Origin of the sequence: Vibrio coralliilyticus, assembly GCF_024449095.1 — a bacterium.
In the GTDB taxonomy this organism is placed as follows: Bacteria; Pseudomonadota; Gammaproteobacteria; order Enterobacterales; family Vibrionaceae; genus Vibrio; species Vibrio coralliilyticus_A.
Genome location: NZ_CP024627.1, coordinates 2,363,561 through 2,379,481, shown reverse-complemented (window position 1 = coordinate 2,379,481; position 15,921 = coordinate 2,363,561). Strand labels below are relative to the sequence as shown.

Sequence of the window (15,921 nt, the reverse complement as noted above, 5' to 3'; positions counted from 1 at the left end):
AATGGTTGCAGATTTAGAAAAGCAAAGAATGTTCCACTTTTTATGAGTGATAGAGAATGGGACAAATCAGTGCCTAATATATATCGGAGATTAGAGAATGAAAAAATGGCTAATGCTAGTGCCGGTGGTGTTTCTCACTGCTTGTGCCTATGCCCCAATATACAACGGTAAAGAACCGTATCCAGGTTCGCAGTTTATGCTGATGGAGAGTCCGCGTCATACTCTTGACTTCTTTATTGAAAGTATGACTGAAGAACTGGTGGTTTCGAACACCAGTGTGTCAGCGCGGACACCTATTGCCGTTACTTCTTTTGTTGATTTACAAAATATGGACGCAACGAATTGGTTAGGTAACTCTGTATCCGAAGGATTTATCCACCAATTCCAACGTCGCGGCTTTAAAGTCGTCGACTACAAAACGACGGGCTCTATTCAAGTCACTCAGCAAGGTGACTTTGCCTTCAGTCGCGATTGGAAAGATTTGTCGCAGGAGCAGGATATTCAATACGTCCTGACAGGAACCATGTTACGTCAGGAAGGCGGCGTCCTAGTCAATGCGCGAGTGGTTGGTATGCAGTCTCGTGTGGTTGTCGCGACAGCTCAAGGCTTCCTACCTGCTGATCGTATTGGTCGTGACTTAGACACACTTAACAGTATCCGAACTGAGGATGGTGTTTTGATTCGCTCTGACCCTACAATAAGACAACCGTATACGGTTATTCTGCGTCCATAGGGAGTTGAGATGAAGAAGTTACTTTTACTGGCTGTTGCACTAATCATGGTTGGCTGTCAGCCTTTGCAGACTATGCGCCCAGATGATTGGTTAACCGCGGTAGGCTATGCCAATATCAGTGAGCAAAAAGGTCGTACTGATGAAGAGCGTCAGGTTCGCGCGATGCGTGCTTCAAAAATAGATGCCTACCGTGAGCTTGCAGAGCAAGTGTATGGTATGCGAGTCAGTGGCCGTGCTGATCTTCAGGATCAACGTTTGGGGACAGAGTTGACATCAGGTGCTGTGGATGGGGTCATCCGAGGTGCCGAAGTGGTGCGTAGTTATAAAGTGGGTGACAGCTATGTGACTGAACTGCGATTGGACATCAAGAAGATGAACAAGCTGCGCGACTATGGTGAAGTTCAGGTCGTACCGGAAAAACGTCAGCAAACCCTTTTCTAATTCTTTCTAATCTTCGAGCAAAATAAAAGCGGCAATGTTTGCCGCTTTTTTAGATTCTGATACTAGGCTTTAATGTTTGTGCCGAGTGTTGTGACATTTTTGGTCTGCCCTTCAGCTGTGTAGGTCATGCCGAGTTTGCCTTGGCTTTGCTGCATTAGGTTATTGAGTTTATTAAAACTCAGCTGTGCTCTTTGCAGTGCTTCACCATTCACGGCATTAGCTTGTTGACAGTCATGAACGATAGTACGAATTTTATCAACCAGAGGGCTCAACTCTGGGTCGGTAGATAAAGTCGCAACATCTGGATGCTGGCTAATGCGCTGGTCGGTTTGCTGAAGTTGGTTAATCAGAGTCAGTTTTTCTTTAGCAACTTGCTCAATGTCTTTGGCGACTCGGCTGGTAATTGCCGCTTTTTCTTTCTCGAGCAACAGAGATAAGTCAGTGGCACTTTTAAGCTGAAATTCAATTAAGCTGCTTAGGGCTGCCATAATAGAAACTCGTTACTCGAAACCGCCAAGTTCTTTTTCGAACTTGATCATATTATCGGCTAGCTTTTGCGGATCTACGCTGTAGGAACCATTAGCAATAGCTTCTTTGATTGCAGCCACTTTTGCTTGATCAAAACTTGGCTGGCTAGCAAGTTGAGTGTGCATTTCACCGACTGCCTTACCTTGTTGGCTCAAGGATACTGAGTCTTTTGCCACATCTGACTTTTTTGCCGAGTCAGTGCTTGCCGAAGTGTTATTTTCATTACGCGCAGTGCTTCTTGTCGACGTGGTGAGCGACTGCCCAGAGCGTATGTTATCAATACCTGCCATGTGTGTGAGCCTTTCGTGTTTAGAATCTTATGTTGTCAATATCGACTAGAGTAGGGATTACTTTAGGCTTTTTTTGGATTGATCAGAAAACAACCGTTACTTCCGAGATCCCAGTGACTCTCCCTTCAATTATACGGTTGGATTTTGTATTTTTCACTCTTATCTGCTCACCATGTGACCCATCGGTCAGTGCTGTGCCTTTGGTTGTGATGGTCATACCAGCTTTTACCGCTTTGATTGTGACGGTTTCATTGCGGCAAACTACACATACATCATTGCTTTCAATGATTTCGCCAGCACGTAAGTTTTTCTTTGTTTTTGCTCCAATTACGTCATCAATGTTGGAAAAGCCTTGCCGCCTGAAGCGTTGCAAGTCTACCATATTAATAGTGACATCATTACGTGAGATGATTTGCCCCCGGCTTAGAGGACCTGTTAAGGTCACTTGAGGGCCCGTTCGGGTTAGTCTGACAGGAACATATAACTTCCAGTTATCTTCGCTACACTCTACTAACACGGTGATATTGCTGGCGTTAGGGTTGGTTGAAGATGAGGAGGTTTCAAGGTTACTTGGGCAGTCTGTGGCAAAGACACGGTTGTCAATATTTGCCGCTGTGGCATCTAAAGTGCCGTCTTCTGGCCATTGAATCGTCGAGAGAATGTACTCTTCTGCGGCTTGCTGGATAGCGATAATTTGCTCAGACGTGGCTGATGTTGCTGAAAAACTAAAGAAAAAGCATAAAAAGACGATAGACTTATAAAAGTTTTTATAGAAAGCTCTACAATTAGTTATGGAAAATGAGCATAAGTGTGATTTAAGGTATGTCATTCTTTTTCTCTAATAGTTTTACATGGCCGTTAGTAGACTACCATTTTTTTAGCATGAAAGTTTGAGATGGAGATGAGCTTATGACGGGTATTCTTGATTCGGTGAATCAGCGTACGCAACTCGTCGGTCAAAACCGACTAGAACTCCTAACATTTCGCCTAATGGGGCGACAGCGTTACGGTATTAACGTATTTAAGGTAAAAGAAGTTCTTCAGTGCCCTAAGCTTACTTCAATGCCAAACTTACACCATCTCGTTAAAGGTGTGGCTCATATCCGTGGCCATACTGTTTCCGTTATTGATTTAAGTCTGGCTGTTGGTGGCAGGCCGACTACTGATGTGGACAAAGCCTTTGTTGTTATTGCTGAGTTTAACAGAACCATTCAGGCCTTTTTGGTTACTTCCGTTGAGCGTATTATTAACATGCACTGGGAAGCGATTCTGCCACCGCCTGAAGGGGCTGGTAAATCCAACTATTTGACTGCCGTGACCAACATTGATAATGAACTGGTTGAAATTCTCGATGTAGAAAAAATCCTAGCAGAAATCGCGCCAGTCGATGAAACCATGGACTCAACCATTGGGGAAGAGATTGCCCAGGTTCAATCAGAGAAAGAGATTGTTCGTCGTATTTTGATTGCAGATGACTCAACGGTTGCCCGTAAGCAGGTTGAGCGTGCAATCACATCACTAGGTTTTGAAGCGGTGGCCGTAATTGATGGTAAGCAAGCGTATGAAAAACTTGTTGAAATGGCGGCAGAAGGGAGTATTTACGATCAGATTTCTTTGGTTATCTCTGATATCGAGATGCCTGAAATGGATGGCTATACATTAACTGCCGAAATTAGGCGCAACCCTGATCTTAAAGATCTTTATGTAATTCTCCATTCATCACTCAGTGGTGTATTTAACCAAGCAATGGTTGAACGCGTGGGAGCCAACTCCTTTATTGCTAAATTCAATCCAGATGAGCTTGGTAATGCAGTGAAGACTGCGCTTACTGAATAAAGAGAAGTAAATGACAGCGATAACTATAAGCGATCAAGAATATCGTGATTTCAGCCGTTTCTTAGAATCTCAATGTGGCATCGTACTAGGTGACAGCAAGCAGTATTTGGTGAGGAGTCGCTTAAGCCCTCTGGTGACAAAGTTTAAGCTCAGCTCTTTGTCTGATCTATTACGAGATGTTGTCACTGGCCGTAACCGTGAATTACGAGTTGCCGCTGTTGATGCCATGACCACCAATGAAACCTTGTGGTTTCGTGATACTTATCCGTTTGAAGTCCTTGCTAACAAACTGTTGCCGGAAGCAGCGGCAAATAAACGGCCAATTAAAATTTGGTCAGCGGCAAGTTCTTCAGGCCAAGAGCCGTATTCGATGGCAATGACTATCTTGGAAACTCAGCAACGCAAACCAGGAATGTTGCCGAGCGTATCGGTAACGGCAACGGATATTTCAGCCAGTATGTTAGACATGTGTCGTGCTGGTGTTTATGACAATTTGGCTTTAGGACGTGGCCTATCGCCTGAGCGTCGTCGCAATTTCTTTGAAGATGCTGGTGATGGTCGAATGAAAGTCAAAGACAATGTAAAGCGATTAGTTAATTTTCGTCCACAAAACTTGATGGATAGTTATGCTTTACTGGGTAAGTTTGACATCATTTTCTGTCGTAATGTGTTGATTTATTTCTCTCCAGATATGAAGTCACAGGTTTTAAATCAGATGGCCAACAGTTTAAATCCAGGTGGATACCTACTACTTGGTGCGTCTGAATCTTTAACTGGGTTAACAGATCGTTTCGAGATGGTCCGCTGTAATCCTGGTATTATCTATAAACTTAAATAAGACGAATACATTCCACTCAAAGCCCAGCTACACGCTGGGCTTTTTCGTATTGGGATTATTTCTCTATACTTACAGTGACATTCCATTGCTCCACGATTCCACTCTTTGGCGTGGTAATTGCTGAGAAGCAAAGAGCAAAGAAATTACGAGTTAACTAAAGTTGGTACGCTAATTGCTTTGTTATCTAGTAGTAACGGTCAGTTCTTGAGTAGAGGTTAACATGGCTATTTCTTTCGACAACGCATTAGGTATCCACCAATACACGGTGGGCGTTCGTGAACGCAATGCTGAGGTGATTTCCACCAACATTGCCCAAGCGAACACTCCTGGCTACAAATCGAAAGGCATGGACTTCCAAAAGGCATTGCAGGCGGCAACATCGGGGGAAAGCATTGGACTTAGCCGTACCGATAGTCGGCATATTCCTGCCTCTACTAGGGTGACTGGGGAAGTTATGTATCGTCTTCCAACACAACCCGACACGGGTGATGGCAACACGGTTGATGTCGATTTGGAGCGTAACTTATTTATGCAGAACCAAATCAGACATCAGGCATCACTTGACTTCTTAGGAAGTAAATTCAAGAACTTAACGAAAGCATTAAAGGGGAGTAACTAGATGAGCTTATTTAACGTTTTTAATGTAACTGGCTCTGCCATGAGCGCTGAATCTGTTCGTCTAAATACGACCTCAAGCAATCTGGCAAATGCTGATAGTGTCTCAAGCTCTGCAAAAGACACTTATAAAGCTCGTCACGCTGTGTTTGGTGCTGAGTTAAGTAAGGCTAAGTATGGTCGTGACCATTCGGTACCGGTACAAGTGTTAGGGATTGTTGAAAGTGATAAGCCGCTGGATGCGGAGTACAACCCAGATCATCCACTTGCAAATGATGATGGCTATATCTACAAGCCAAACGTCAATGTGATGGAAGAAATGGCCAATATGATATCTGCTTCTCGTTCGTATCAAACCAACGTACAAGTGGCAGATGCAAGCAAACAAATGCTGCTGCGTACGCTGCAGATGGGTCAATAAGGATAGGAGGTAACCTATGGCCGGAGGCATTAATAATAATGTTGGTCAAAGTGGCTTGTCCTATGTTGACCAGCTTAAACAGCTTCAGGACAAGAATAAGCCTGATGAAACAACAGGTAAGCAGGATCTTAAACAAGAAGACTTCTTATCTTTGCTCACCAAGCAGCTTGCTCAGCAAGATCCGTTTAAGCCGGTTAGCAATGACCAGATGATTGCTCAAATGGCGTCGTTCGCGACGGTGGATGGTATCGGCAAAATGAACAATCAGTTTGAAACACTGAATGCGTCGATGACTTCTAATCAAGCGCTTCAGGCTTCATCACTTGTTGGTCGAGACGTTTTAGTCCCGGGTGCTGCAGGGGTGAAAGCGGATGATGGCGCCATGGCTGCCATGGTCAAACTACCTCAATCTGTTGATAACCTGATGGTGCGAGTAGAAGACCAAATGGGGCAGCTTATCCGTACCTTCGATGTCGGTTCAAAACCTGCAGGTGATAGCCGTGTCGTGTGGGATGGTAAGGATCAAAACGGTAATCCATTGCCGGCTGGCAAATACAATGTGAAAGCATCGGGTTTGCTGGACGGGCAGTCGAAAGAGTTTGAAGTTTCGACTTACGCTAACGTTAATAGTGTTTTGCTTGGTAAAGGTGATGGTAACGTACTACTCAATCTGGCTGGCTTTGAGTCGCCAGTTCGACTTGCTGAAGTACTAGAAGTTGGCAAAGCGTAATCACGCTGGCTAGATAGGAGATTTGGAATGTCTTATGTTGCATTAAGCGGCTTGTCCGCAGCTCAGTTAGATCTGAACACAACCAGTAACAACATTGCGAACGCAAACACGTATGGCTTTAAAGAGTCTCGTGCCGAGTTTGGTGATGTTTATTCAAATTCATTGTTTACTCACGCTAAGACCACACCAGGTCAAGGTGTGCAGGCCGCTAAAGTGGCTCAGCAGTTCCATGAGGGGTCGAGTATTTATACCAATAACCCTATGGATTTACGCGTCTCGGGTACCGGTTTTTTTGCTGTAGCTAAAGATCGATTAACGCCTACCTCGAATGAGTTGACGCGAAATGGTGCTTTCCACTTGAATAAAGATAACTACATGACAACTGCAAATGATGAGTTTCTATTAGGTTATCAAGTGAATAAAGATACTGGTGATGTACTGTCTTATGAGCCTTCACCGATTAATATTCCTAAAGAGTTTGGTAAACCTAAGCAGACTTCAAATATTGATGTTGGTGTTAACTTGCCTGCTGGTGGAGAGTTGAAGGACCCGGCGTTATTTGACTTCACCGATCCAGAAACGTACAACCGCTCAACCTCTTCGACGATCTATGACTCTATGGGTCAATCGTATAAGTTGACCACGTACTACTTGAAGGATCAGAACCAAGCCAATACTTGGCAGACGTATTATACAGTCACTGACAGTGCCGGCGAGAAACCGATTAATATTGTAGGTGGTGATGCGACGGCACCGACTGGCCATGTTGGTCACACGATGCGATTCAATAATGATGGCACATTAGCGAGCTTGAATAACGGTCAGAATATTGTGTCTGAAGCGCTAGGTGCCGGAGCTAACCCTGTTGAGCTCAATGGTGCAGATGCTACCCAAGTTTTATCATTCGGTCTGCAAGATGCGACTCAGTTTGCGGCTCCATTCGAATTGACTAAGTTTGACGAAGACGGCGCAACGACGGGCTTCCTGACTAAAGTTGATTTCGATGAGAACGGCAGTGTGCTGGGTACTTACTCAAATGGTGAGAACATTATCTTAGGTCGTGTGGCACTGGTCCGAGTCGCGAATGAGCAAGGTCTAGATAAGAAAGGGGGAACCCAGTGGGATTCAACTCAATTCTCTGGTGATAAGATTTGGGGTGAATCAAACAAAGGTTCCTTTGGTACGATTTCGAGTGGTACGCTGGAACAGTCAAATATTGATATGACCCAAGAGCTGGTGGATCTTATTTCGGCTCAACGTAATTTCCAAGCGAACTCTCGTTCTCTTGAAGTTCACAATCAAACTCAGCAGAACATCCTGCAGATTCGTTAATTAATGTTCTGAGATTGAAGACATTCCGCAATCATCTGAATAGCAGGCTGGTGGCAACAACCAGCTTGCTATTGTTGCCACCTATGGCAATTCCCTTCGTATATCTCTTCCCTTTATCGTTTATTTTTTAATAAACATTTGATTTTTATTCATATTTTATTTTGGCACGTCATTTGCTTTAATTGATCTGAATTGTGATTATTGGAGCAAATTATGGATCGTGCACTGTTTCTCGCTATGAGTGGCGCAAAGCAGAATATGCAGGCTATGCAGCTTAGAGCGAACAACTTGGCAAACGTCAGTACCACGGGTTTCCGTGCTGATTTGGCGCAAGCCCGCTCAATGCAAGCCTATGGTGATGGTATGCCAAGCCGCGTATTCAGTATGACAGAACGCCCGGGCCATAATTTTCAACAGGGTAGTGTCATTACGACTGGGCGTGACTTAGACGTGACCATTCAAGATCAAGGTTGGATCTCTGTTCTCGATAAAACCGGTAAAGAAGGCCTGACACGCAACGGTAATATGAAGGTAGATGTTAATGGCCTGCTTACCACAGGTAACGGCAATTTGGTGTTAGGAGAAACTGGAGCGCCAATAACTATCCCTATCCCAGTCAGTAAAATTGAAGTTGGTACGGATGGTACCATTTCTGTTGTCCCTCAGGGGGCACCAGCTGATGCTATCGAAATTGTTGACCGCATCAAGCTGACCAGCACCAATAATCAATCACTATACAAAGATGTTAACGGGCTTTTCCGTTCCAAAGATCCTAATGCGGCATACGAAATGGATGCCGGTGTCAAACTGCTGACCGGTGCGCTGGAAGGCAGTAACGTCAATGCCATTGGCGAAATGACCAATCTGATTGACCTTCAGCGTCAGTTCGAGATGCAGGTCAAGATGATGAGTACAGCGGAAGAAATGGACAAAGCGTCTGATTCACTGCTTCGTATGAGCTAACCAGAATATTAGGAGAGAGATATGCATCCGGCATTATGGGTAAGTAAAACGGGTTTAGATGCCCAACAAACCAATATTTCTACGATTTCAAATAACCTGGCGAACGCTTCGACAGTGGGTTACAAAAAAAGCCGTGCTGTCTTCGAAGATTTGTTTTATCAAAATATTAATCAGCCAGGCGGCCAATCTTCACAAAATACCGAACTGCCAAGCGGATTGATGCTGGGAGCGGGTTCAAAAGTGGTGGCGACACAAAAAGTGCATACTCAGGGTAACACGCAGACCACCAACAATAGCCTCGACATGATGATCGAAGGTGATGGCTTCTTCCAGATTCTCATGCCTGACGGCAATATCGGCTATAGCCGTAACGGCCAATTTACGGTTAACGATGAAGGTGTCGTGGTGACTTCTGGTGCCGGTTATCCATTGGAGCCAGAAATCGCCATTCCTGAAGATGCAGTCAGTATTACGATCGGTACGGACGGCGAAGTGTCAGTAAGAGTGCGTGGTCAACAAGAGAACCAAGTGGTTGGTCAGATTGCGACGGTAGATTTTGTCAACCCTGGTGGCCTTGAGCCAGTCGGGCAGAACTTGTACTTACCGACAGGAGCAAGTGGAGACCCTCAGGAGGGCGTACCTGGTTTTGATGGCTTTGGTGATATTCGCCAGTCGATGTTGGAAACTTCGAACGTTAACGTTACAGAAGAGCTAGTGAATATGATTGAAGCTCAGCGCGTTTATGAGATGAACTCAAAAGTGATCTCGGCCGTTGATAAAATGATGAGCTTCGTTAACCAGCAGCTATAAGCTTGAGAAATTAAGGAACCATTATGAATCGCTTACTGACCATAATTGCTATCGCCTTATTATCGGGTTGTTCAATGTTGGAAGCCCCAATTGAAACGTCAGATGTTGTTCAGGGAACGACGACCGTTGATGCGGTTGAAGGTGATAAATCTCAAGATGAGAGTGCTGGTATCGTTGATACGCTTCGAGGCAGAGGCGATCCCGTTGCAGGTGATCCTGCTTGGGCGCCCATTCACCCCAAACATCAACCTGAGCATTATGCTGCTGAAACCGGCTCTTTGTTTAATACGGCGCAAGCAGCCAGCCTCTACGATGACTCCAAGCCACGTGGCGTTGGGGACATTATAACTGTGACCTTGGATGAAAACACCAAAGCCGCAAAAAGTTCAGATGCTGATCTATCGAAAAATAACGATGCCTCCATGGATCCTCTTGAAGTGGGGGGGCAGCAACTTAATATTGGCGACTATAACTTCTCGTATAATTTAAGTAATGATAACAACTTCAGTGGCAGTGCAGCTGCGAATCAGAGTAATAGTATTTCTGGATCAATCACTGTCGAAGTGATTGAAGTACTGGCAAATGGCAATTTGGTCATCCGAGGTGAAAAATGGCTAACGCTAAACACGGGTGATGAATATATTCGCCTAAGCGGCACTATTCGTCCCGAGGATATCTCCTATGAGAACACGATAGCGTCTAATCGTATTTCTAATGCCAGAATCCGCTATTCAGGCACGGGCACTCAACAAGATATGCAAGAACCTGGATTCTTGGCACGATTCTTTAATGTGGCTTTATAGGACTATTTTAAGTCGAAGTTTTGGCACTGAGTATTGAGTAAAGGTATCCCGATGAAGAAGCTAATTTTGTTACTGACCAGCCTAATTATCGTATCGACACACGCGTACGCGGCACGTATTAAAGACGTGTCACAAGTTGCTGGAGTTCGTAGCAACCAATTAGTTGGCTATGGTTTGGTTACTGGTTTACCGGGTACCGGGGAATCGACCCCTTTTACCGATCAAAGCTTTAATGCCATGCTCGAAAATTTCGGTATTCAGCTTCCACCAGGTACAAAGCCAAAGTCTAAGAATGTCGCAGCTGTTATCGTTACGGCAGACTTAGCGGCGTTTTCAAAGCAGGGTCAAACCATTGATGTCACAGTGTCGTCTATCGGATCTGCGAAAAGTTTACGTGGTGGCACACTCATGCAAACGATGCTGAAAGGTCTTGATGGGCAAATCTATGCCGTTGCTCAAGGAAATTTAGTGGTCAGTGGCTTTAGTGCGACTGGTGCAGACGGCTCTAAAATTGTTGGTAACAACCCAACGGCAGGGATGATTTCAAATGGGGCTATCGTTGAACGCGAAATTCCATCACCGTTTAGTCGTGGGGATTACATCACTTTTAACCTTCTAGAATCTGACTTTACCACTGCACAGCGCATGGCGGATGCGGTAAATAACTTCCTTGGCCCACAAATGGCTCAAGCTATCGATGCAACTTCAGTAAAAGTCCGTGCCCCGCGAGATATATCTCAACGAGTTTCATTCCTGTCTGCAATTGAAAACCTTGAATTTGATCCGGCAGAAGGCTCAGCGAAAATCATCGTCAACTCACGCACAGGGACGATTGTGGTAGGTAAGCATGTACGACTCAAACCTGCAGCTGTGACCCATGGTGGTATGACAGTCGCGATCAAAGAAGACTTTAATGTCAGCCAGCCAAACGCATTTGGTGGAGGTGAAACAGTCGTCACGCCTGAGAGTGATATCGAAGTGACAGAAGAGCAAGGGAAGATGTTTAAGTTCGAACCGGGATTGACGCTGGATGACCTTGTACGTGCGGTAAACGAAGTCGGTGCAGCACCGTCAGATTTAATGGCAATTCTTCAGGCCCTTAAGCAAGCCGGTGCGATTGAAGGTCAGTTGATCGTAATCTAGGGAGGCGGCATGATTAATAACGGTAAAGACATCGGTTTCATTCATGATATCGCTAACTTGGACAAACTACGTCAGAAAGCGGTGGATGGTGATGAGAACAGTGAAAAAGAAGCGCTGACCGCCGCAGCGAAACAGTTCGAAGCTATTTTTACTTCCATGCTGTTTAAGTCTATGCGTGATGCTAACTCGACGTTTGAATCTGGTTTGATGGATAGTCAGAACCAACAGTTTTACCGTCAGATGATGGATGAGCAAATGTCTAGCGAGCTGAGTGCATCAGGCTCTTTAGGATTGGCAGATATGATTGTCGCTCAACTGACCTCCGGTTCTGTCGAGAATCCGAACGCTGCTAGCCGTGAGGCGGACTTTGAAGCTCTAATGAAAAAAATTGATCATGTGCGTCAAACTCGCCAGCCAGATGTAGAGTCGGCTCCGGTTGTTGAGCCATCCTCAACGAAACAGTCATTTAGTTCCCCAGAAGCTTTTGTCGCTTCAATGAAACCCTATGCGGAAAAAGCAGCGCGCGCTTTAGGTGTCGATTCTTCATTGCTCCTCGCTCAAGCGGCTCTTGAGACAGGGTGGGGACAAAAGGTGGTGAGCAATAGTCGTGGCAGTAGTAACAACCTATTTAACATCAAAGCAGACAAGAGTTGGGCTGGTGATAAGGTAGCCACTCAGACATTGGAGTATCATCAAGGTGTACCTGTAAAAGAAAATGCTGCTTTCCGTTCATACACGAGCTTTGAAGATAGCTTCAATGATTATGTCCGTTTCTTGAATGATAATCCTCGTTATACAATGGCACTTCGTCATGAAGGTAGTAACGAACAGTTTATTCGAGGTATCCATCAGGCCGGCTACGCTACAGATCCACAGTACGCTAATAAAGTTCTGAGGGTAAAAGCACAAATAGATGAAATGTAAAATGACTCACCTTCGGGTGAGTTTTTTTATCAGCGAATGCACGTTATCTTCATAAACGGTGACCTTTGTGTTTTGCAAGATTCTAATCTGTTGACATTTGCTCCGCCTCAGAGAAAACATAATCCCGCACCCGCACCCGCACCCGCACCCGCACCCGCACCCGCACCCGCACCCGCACCCGCACCCCGATAACTTGGTATACATATTGCATTTTGATTAAGTAAGTTATTCAGTTCTACTGATTTTATTAGGTTTCTTGGGGGCGATATGGCGTCTGATCTTCTGAATCTTGGTTCGCAAAGCGTACTGACGGCTCAGAGACAACTAAACACCACGGGTCATAACATCTCTAATGTCAATACAGAGGGTTATAGCCGTCAGTCGGTGATACAAGGTGCAAACATGCCGCGCCAGTATGGCGGGGAGACTTATGGCATGGGCGTACATGTGGAAAAAGTTCGCCGCTCTTGGGATCAGTTTGCCGTTAACGAGATGAATATTTCTACGACCAACTACGCACATAAGGTCGATGATGAAGCCAATTTGGAAATGTTATCCAACATGCTGTCATCCGTTGCATCAAAGAAGATTCCAGAAAACCTTAACGAATGGTTTGACGCCGTCAAATCACTTGCGGACAGTCCGAATGATGTCGGCGCACGCAAAGTCGTACTTGAAAAAGCCGATCTTATCACTCAAAACCTCAATGACTTTCACGAAACGGTTCGTCGTCAATCAGATGTGACGAATAAAAAGCTCGACTTAGGTATTGAACGAGTAAACCAATTAGCACTTGAAATTAGAGACTTACATCGCCTGATGATGCGTACTCCAGGGCCTCATAACGATTTGATGGACCAACATGAAAAGCTCATCGCAGAGTTATCAGAATACACCAAGGTAACGGTCACGCCTCGTAAAAATGCTGAAGGTTTCAATGTTCACATCGGTAATGGCCATACCTTAGTGTCAGGAACAGAGGCCAGTCAGCTCAAAATGATTGATGGCTATCCTGATGTGCATCAACGACGCTTGGCAATGATTGAAGGCAAAGGGATTAAGGCCATTACTACGAAAGATATTGATGGCAAGATTGGCGCGATGCTGACCATGCGTGATGAGAAAATTCCTTACCTTATGGATGAACTGGGTAAAATGGCCACTGCGTTTTCTTATGATGTGAACAAGTTGCAATCACAAGGCCTAGATTTACGAGGTGATATTGGTGGGCTAATGTTTACCGATGTTAACTCGGAGTTGATAGCCAAGTCTCGAGTAGTGACATCATCGAATTCGACGGCTGAATTGGAAGTGTATATCGAAGATACCAGTCAGTTAGTGGGAGGGGAGTACTCGCTGCAATTTACGGGGGGAGACTACTACATCACCCGACCTAGCGGTGAACAGTCTATTGTACCTGTTGTGGGGGGGGCTATTTCTCTCGATGGTATCCGTATCGATATAAAAAATGGCCTTGAAGCCGGTGAACGAGTTTTAATTCGCCCGACACGAAGTGGGGCTGCGCAAATGAGGATGGCTACTAATGACCCTTCCGATATTGCAGCACAAAGTTACGAAGCGTCCACCACATTTGCTCAAGGAAGCGCAACATTTTCAATTGATACCGCGGGTGATTTACGCGAGTTCGAAGTCATTATATCACCGGATGGTAAGCAATTTGCTGTCACCGATACTAAAGGCAAGATTCTTCTTCAGCCTCAAGACTATCCACCCTCCGGACCTGTGACCGTTCAAGGCACAACATTTGAGTTATCTGCAGGGGCACTGGCAAACGACAAGTTCACGGCAAACCTTGTGCCATCGGAAGGTGATAATGGTAACTTACTGAAAATGCAGAATATTCAAACTAATAAACACCTCAATGACGGTGAATCTACGGTTTTGGATATTTACCACAACTTGAACACTGATGTCGGGCTGCAAATGTCGACTGCCTCTCGCTTGACCGATGTGTCGCGCTTAGAAAAAGAGGCGGCACAAGAACGCGTTGCGTCTATCTCTGGGGTTAACCTCGATGAAGAAGCCGCCAACATGATGAAGTTCCAGCAAGCTTATATGGCGTCATCACGCATTATGCAGGCGGCAAACGATACCTTTAACACTATATTGGCGTTGAGATAGGGAGGGGGATAAATGATGAATCGTATTTCCAGCTTCCATAACTATCAGTCAGTGCAGAATGATCTGCGTCGTCAGGAAGCGAAAGTTCACCACAATCAGGCGCAGCTGGCATCGGGTAAAAAGCTCATGCGTGCCAGTGATGATCCACTGGCTACTCACTACATTCAGAATATTGGACAACAGAAAGAGCAGCTACGTCAGTTTACGGACGCTATTGTTCTCAGTCGTAATCGCCTAGAGCACCACGAGGTGATTATTTCCAATGCAGAGCAGTATGCTGATGAAGCAAAGCGTACGGTAATGGAAATGATCAATGGTTCCTTATCACCGGAAGACCGAATAGCGAAACGTCGAGAGCTACAGGAAATTGCGAATAATTTTCTTAACTTGTCGAATGTTCAGGATGAATCTGGGAACTATATTTTTGCCGGAACCAAACCTAAGAATCAGCCTTTCTTCCGAGACAAAGATGGGGATGTGGTATACGCCGGAGACGATTATCAGCGCAAGATGAAGATCTCCAACAGCTTAGAAATGCCGATCAACGATCCTGGTAGTAAGTTGTTTATGGAAATTGACAACCCTTATGGTGATTTTGAGCCTCAATATGATCTTAAAGGCGTATCAGAGCTGTTGTTAGAGCGTGCGGTAAACACGAATCCAGATGACCAGTCAACTTACAAAGTCACGTTTGTTGATATGCCCGATGGTAACTACGGTTACCAGCTTGAACGTGATGGTTCGGTTGTCAAAGCGGACAACTTTGACCCAGCAGTTGGGATAAAGTTTGAAGATGTCACTATTCAGGTTAAAGGCCAAATCACTAAAGGTGATGCAATTACTCTGGAACCACGAAAAACGTACAGTATCTTCGATACCTTTAAACAGGCCATGAAGCTGGCTGAAGGATCTGTCTCGGACACTTCAAATACTGCCGAGTTGCATCAGATCACTCAAGAATTTCATGCGGCATTCATTCACCTTAATAAGGCGAGAACGGATGTTGGTGCTCGCTTGAATACTTTGGATATTCAGGAAGAGCAACATGATGACTTCAATATGACCTTAGCAAAATCTAAGAGTAATTTTGAGGATTTGGATTACGCAGAAGCGATTATTGAGTTCAATGAGAACTCCCGAGCCTTACAGGCTTCACAACAAGCATTTGGCAAGGCCAAAGATTTAACCTTATTTAATTACATCTAACTTCAATGCCATACGTGCTAAGCCGTATGTGCGAAGTGAGATATTGCCCAGTGGTTAAGAACATAGCCAATCTCGCTATGGCAACTAGGTGGCAAATGAGCGGCAAGGGTATTGCCGCCATAGTGTGGCGATAAAATGAACATTTGTGTGAAATGGCATCAATGAT

18 protein-coding genes are annotated in these 15,921 nt (G+C 45.0%); 15 read left to right on the top strand and 3 right to left on the bottom strand.

Translation table 11 applies throughout. The annotated features are described in order from the left end of the window. The first annotated feature begins 97 nt into the window (after positions 1 to 97). Together CTT30_RS11240 and flgP are read left to right on the top strand one after the other, a co-directional pair. Complete coding sequence (locus CTT30_RS11240) at positions 98 to 733, top strand: FlgO family outer membrane protein (RefSeq protein ID WP_239838297.1); 636 nt, start codon at positions 98 to 100, stop codon at positions 731 to 733. 9 nt (positions 734 to 742) lie between these two features. After that, positions 743 to 1,174, top strand: coding sequence for a flagellar assembly lipoprotein FlgP (gene flgP, locus CTT30_RS11235; RefSeq protein WP_239838296.1), 432 nt, complete (start codon positions 743 to 745; stop codon positions 1,172 to 1,174). Between the two features lie 62 nt (positions 1,175 to 1,236). On the opposite strand, the gene CTT30_RS11230 is transcribed toward flgP, so the two are convergent. The 3 genes from CTT30_RS11230 to flgA form a co-directional block, all read right to left on the bottom strand. After that, positions 1,237 to 1,662 (bottom strand): flagellar protein FlgN, encoded by a 426-nt coding sequence (locus tag CTT30_RS11230; protein ID WP_239864895.1) that lies wholly within the window; start codon positions 1,660 to 1,662, stop codon positions 1,237 to 1,239. A 12-nt stretch (positions 1,663 to 1,674) separates the two neighbouring features. Next, positions 1,675 to 1,992, bottom strand: a complete 318-nt coding sequence (gene flgM / locus CTT30_RS11225) for a flagellar biosynthesis anti-sigma factor FlgM (RefSeq protein WP_239838294.1) — start codon at positions 1,990 to 1,992, stop codon at positions 1,675 to 1,677. Between the two features lie 82 nt (positions 1,993 to 2,074). Beyond that, a complete protein-coding gene (flgA, locus tag CTT30_RS11220) occupies positions 2,075 to 2,821 on the bottom strand; it encodes a flagellar basal body P-ring formation chaperone FlgA (protein ID WP_252035188.1) in 747 nt (248 codons plus the stop codon). Between the two features lie 80 nt (positions 2,822 to 2,901). Here flgA and CTT30_RS11215 point away from each other — a divergent pair, with 80 nt between their 5' ends. The 13 genes from CTT30_RS11215 to flgL all read left to right on the top strand — a co-directional run bounded on the left by CTT30_RS11215 (position 2,902) and on the right by flgL (position 15,755). Then, positions 2,902 to 3,828 (top strand): chemotaxis protein CheV, encoded by a 927-nt coding sequence (locus CTT30_RS11215; RefSeq protein WP_239838292.1) that lies wholly within the window; start codon positions 2,902 to 2,904, stop codon positions 3,826 to 3,828. 10 nt (positions 3,829 to 3,838) lie between these two features. Beyond that, the gene (locus CTT30_RS11210; RefSeq protein ID WP_006957416.1) at positions 3,839 to 4,666 is read left to right on the top strand and encodes a protein-glutamate O-methyltransferase; all 828 of its coding nucleotides are present in this window, start codon (positions 3,839 to 3,841) and stop codon (positions 4,664 to 4,666) included. Between the two features lie 220 nt (positions 4,667 to 4,886). Continuing rightward, on the top strand, positions 4,887 to 5,285 hold the full coding sequence (gene flgB, locus CTT30_RS11205; RefSeq protein ID WP_252035187.1) for a flagellar basal body rod protein FlgB: 399 nt from the start codon (positions 4,887 to 4,889) through the stop codon (positions 5,283 to 5,285). Then, entirely contained in the window at positions 5,286 to 5,702 is a 417-nt protein-coding gene (flgC, locus tag CTT30_RS11200) for a flagellar basal body rod protein FlgC (protein ID WP_239864891.1), read from the top strand. It begins immediately after the preceding gene. Positions 5,703 to 5,718: 16 nt separating this feature from the next. Then, on the top strand, positions 5,719 to 6,432 hold the full coding sequence (gene flgD, locus CTT30_RS11195) for a flagellar hook assembly protein FlgD (RefSeq protein WP_239838289.1): 714 nt from the start codon (positions 5,719 to 5,721) through the stop codon (positions 6,430 to 6,432). 27 nt (positions 6,433 to 6,459) lie between these two features. Continuing rightward, a complete protein-coding gene (gene flgE, locus CTT30_RS11190) occupies positions 6,460 to 7,764 on the top strand; it encodes a flagellar hook protein FlgE (protein WP_252035186.1) in 1,305 nt (434 codons plus the stop codon). Positions 7,765 to 7,977: 213 nt separating this feature from the next. Then, entirely contained in the window at positions 7,978 to 8,727 is a 750-nt protein-coding gene (locus CTT30_RS11185; RefSeq protein ID WP_239838287.1) for a flagellar basal-body rod protein FlgF, read from the top strand. A gap of 21 nt (positions 8,728 to 8,748) precedes the next feature. Continuing rightward, a complete protein-coding gene (gene flgG / locus CTT30_RS11180) occupies positions 8,749 to 9,537 on the top strand; it encodes a flagellar basal-body rod protein FlgG (RefSeq protein WP_239838286.1) in 789 nt (262 codons plus the stop codon). Between the two features lie 23 nt (positions 9,538 to 9,560). Beyond that, a complete protein-coding gene (gene flgH, locus CTT30_RS11175) occupies positions 9,561 to 10,340 on the top strand; it encodes a flagellar basal body L-ring protein FlgH (protein WP_252035185.1) in 780 nt (259 codons plus the stop codon). A gap of 51 nt (positions 10,341 to 10,391) precedes the next feature. Next, positions 10,392 to 11,483 (top strand): flagellar basal body P-ring protein FlgI, encoded by a 1,092-nt coding sequence (locus CTT30_RS11170; RefSeq protein ID WP_239864889.1) that lies wholly within the window; start codon positions 10,392 to 10,394, stop codon positions 11,481 to 11,483. A 9-nt stretch (positions 11,484 to 11,492) separates the two neighbouring features. Further along, entirely contained in the window at positions 11,493 to 12,407 is a 915-nt protein-coding gene (gene flgJ, locus CTT30_RS11165) for a flagellar assembly peptidoglycan hydrolase FlgJ (protein ID WP_252035184.1), read from the top strand. A gap of 267 nt (positions 12,408 to 12,674) precedes the next feature. Then, the gene (gene flgK, locus CTT30_RS11160; RefSeq protein WP_239864887.1) at positions 12,675 to 14,549 is read left to right on the top strand and encodes a flagellar hook-associated protein FlgK; all 1,875 of its coding nucleotides are present in this window, start codon (positions 12,675 to 12,677) and stop codon (positions 14,547 to 14,549) included. Positions 14,550 to 14,561: 12 nt separating this feature from the next. Continuing rightward, positions 14,562 to 15,755: a flagellar hook-associated protein FlgL gene (gene flgL / locus CTT30_RS11155; protein WP_239864885.1), complete on the top strand. Its 1,194-nt coding sequence runs from the start codon at positions 14,562 to 14,564 to the stop codon at positions 15,753 to 15,755. Positions 15,756 to 15,921: the final 166 nt, after the last annotated feature.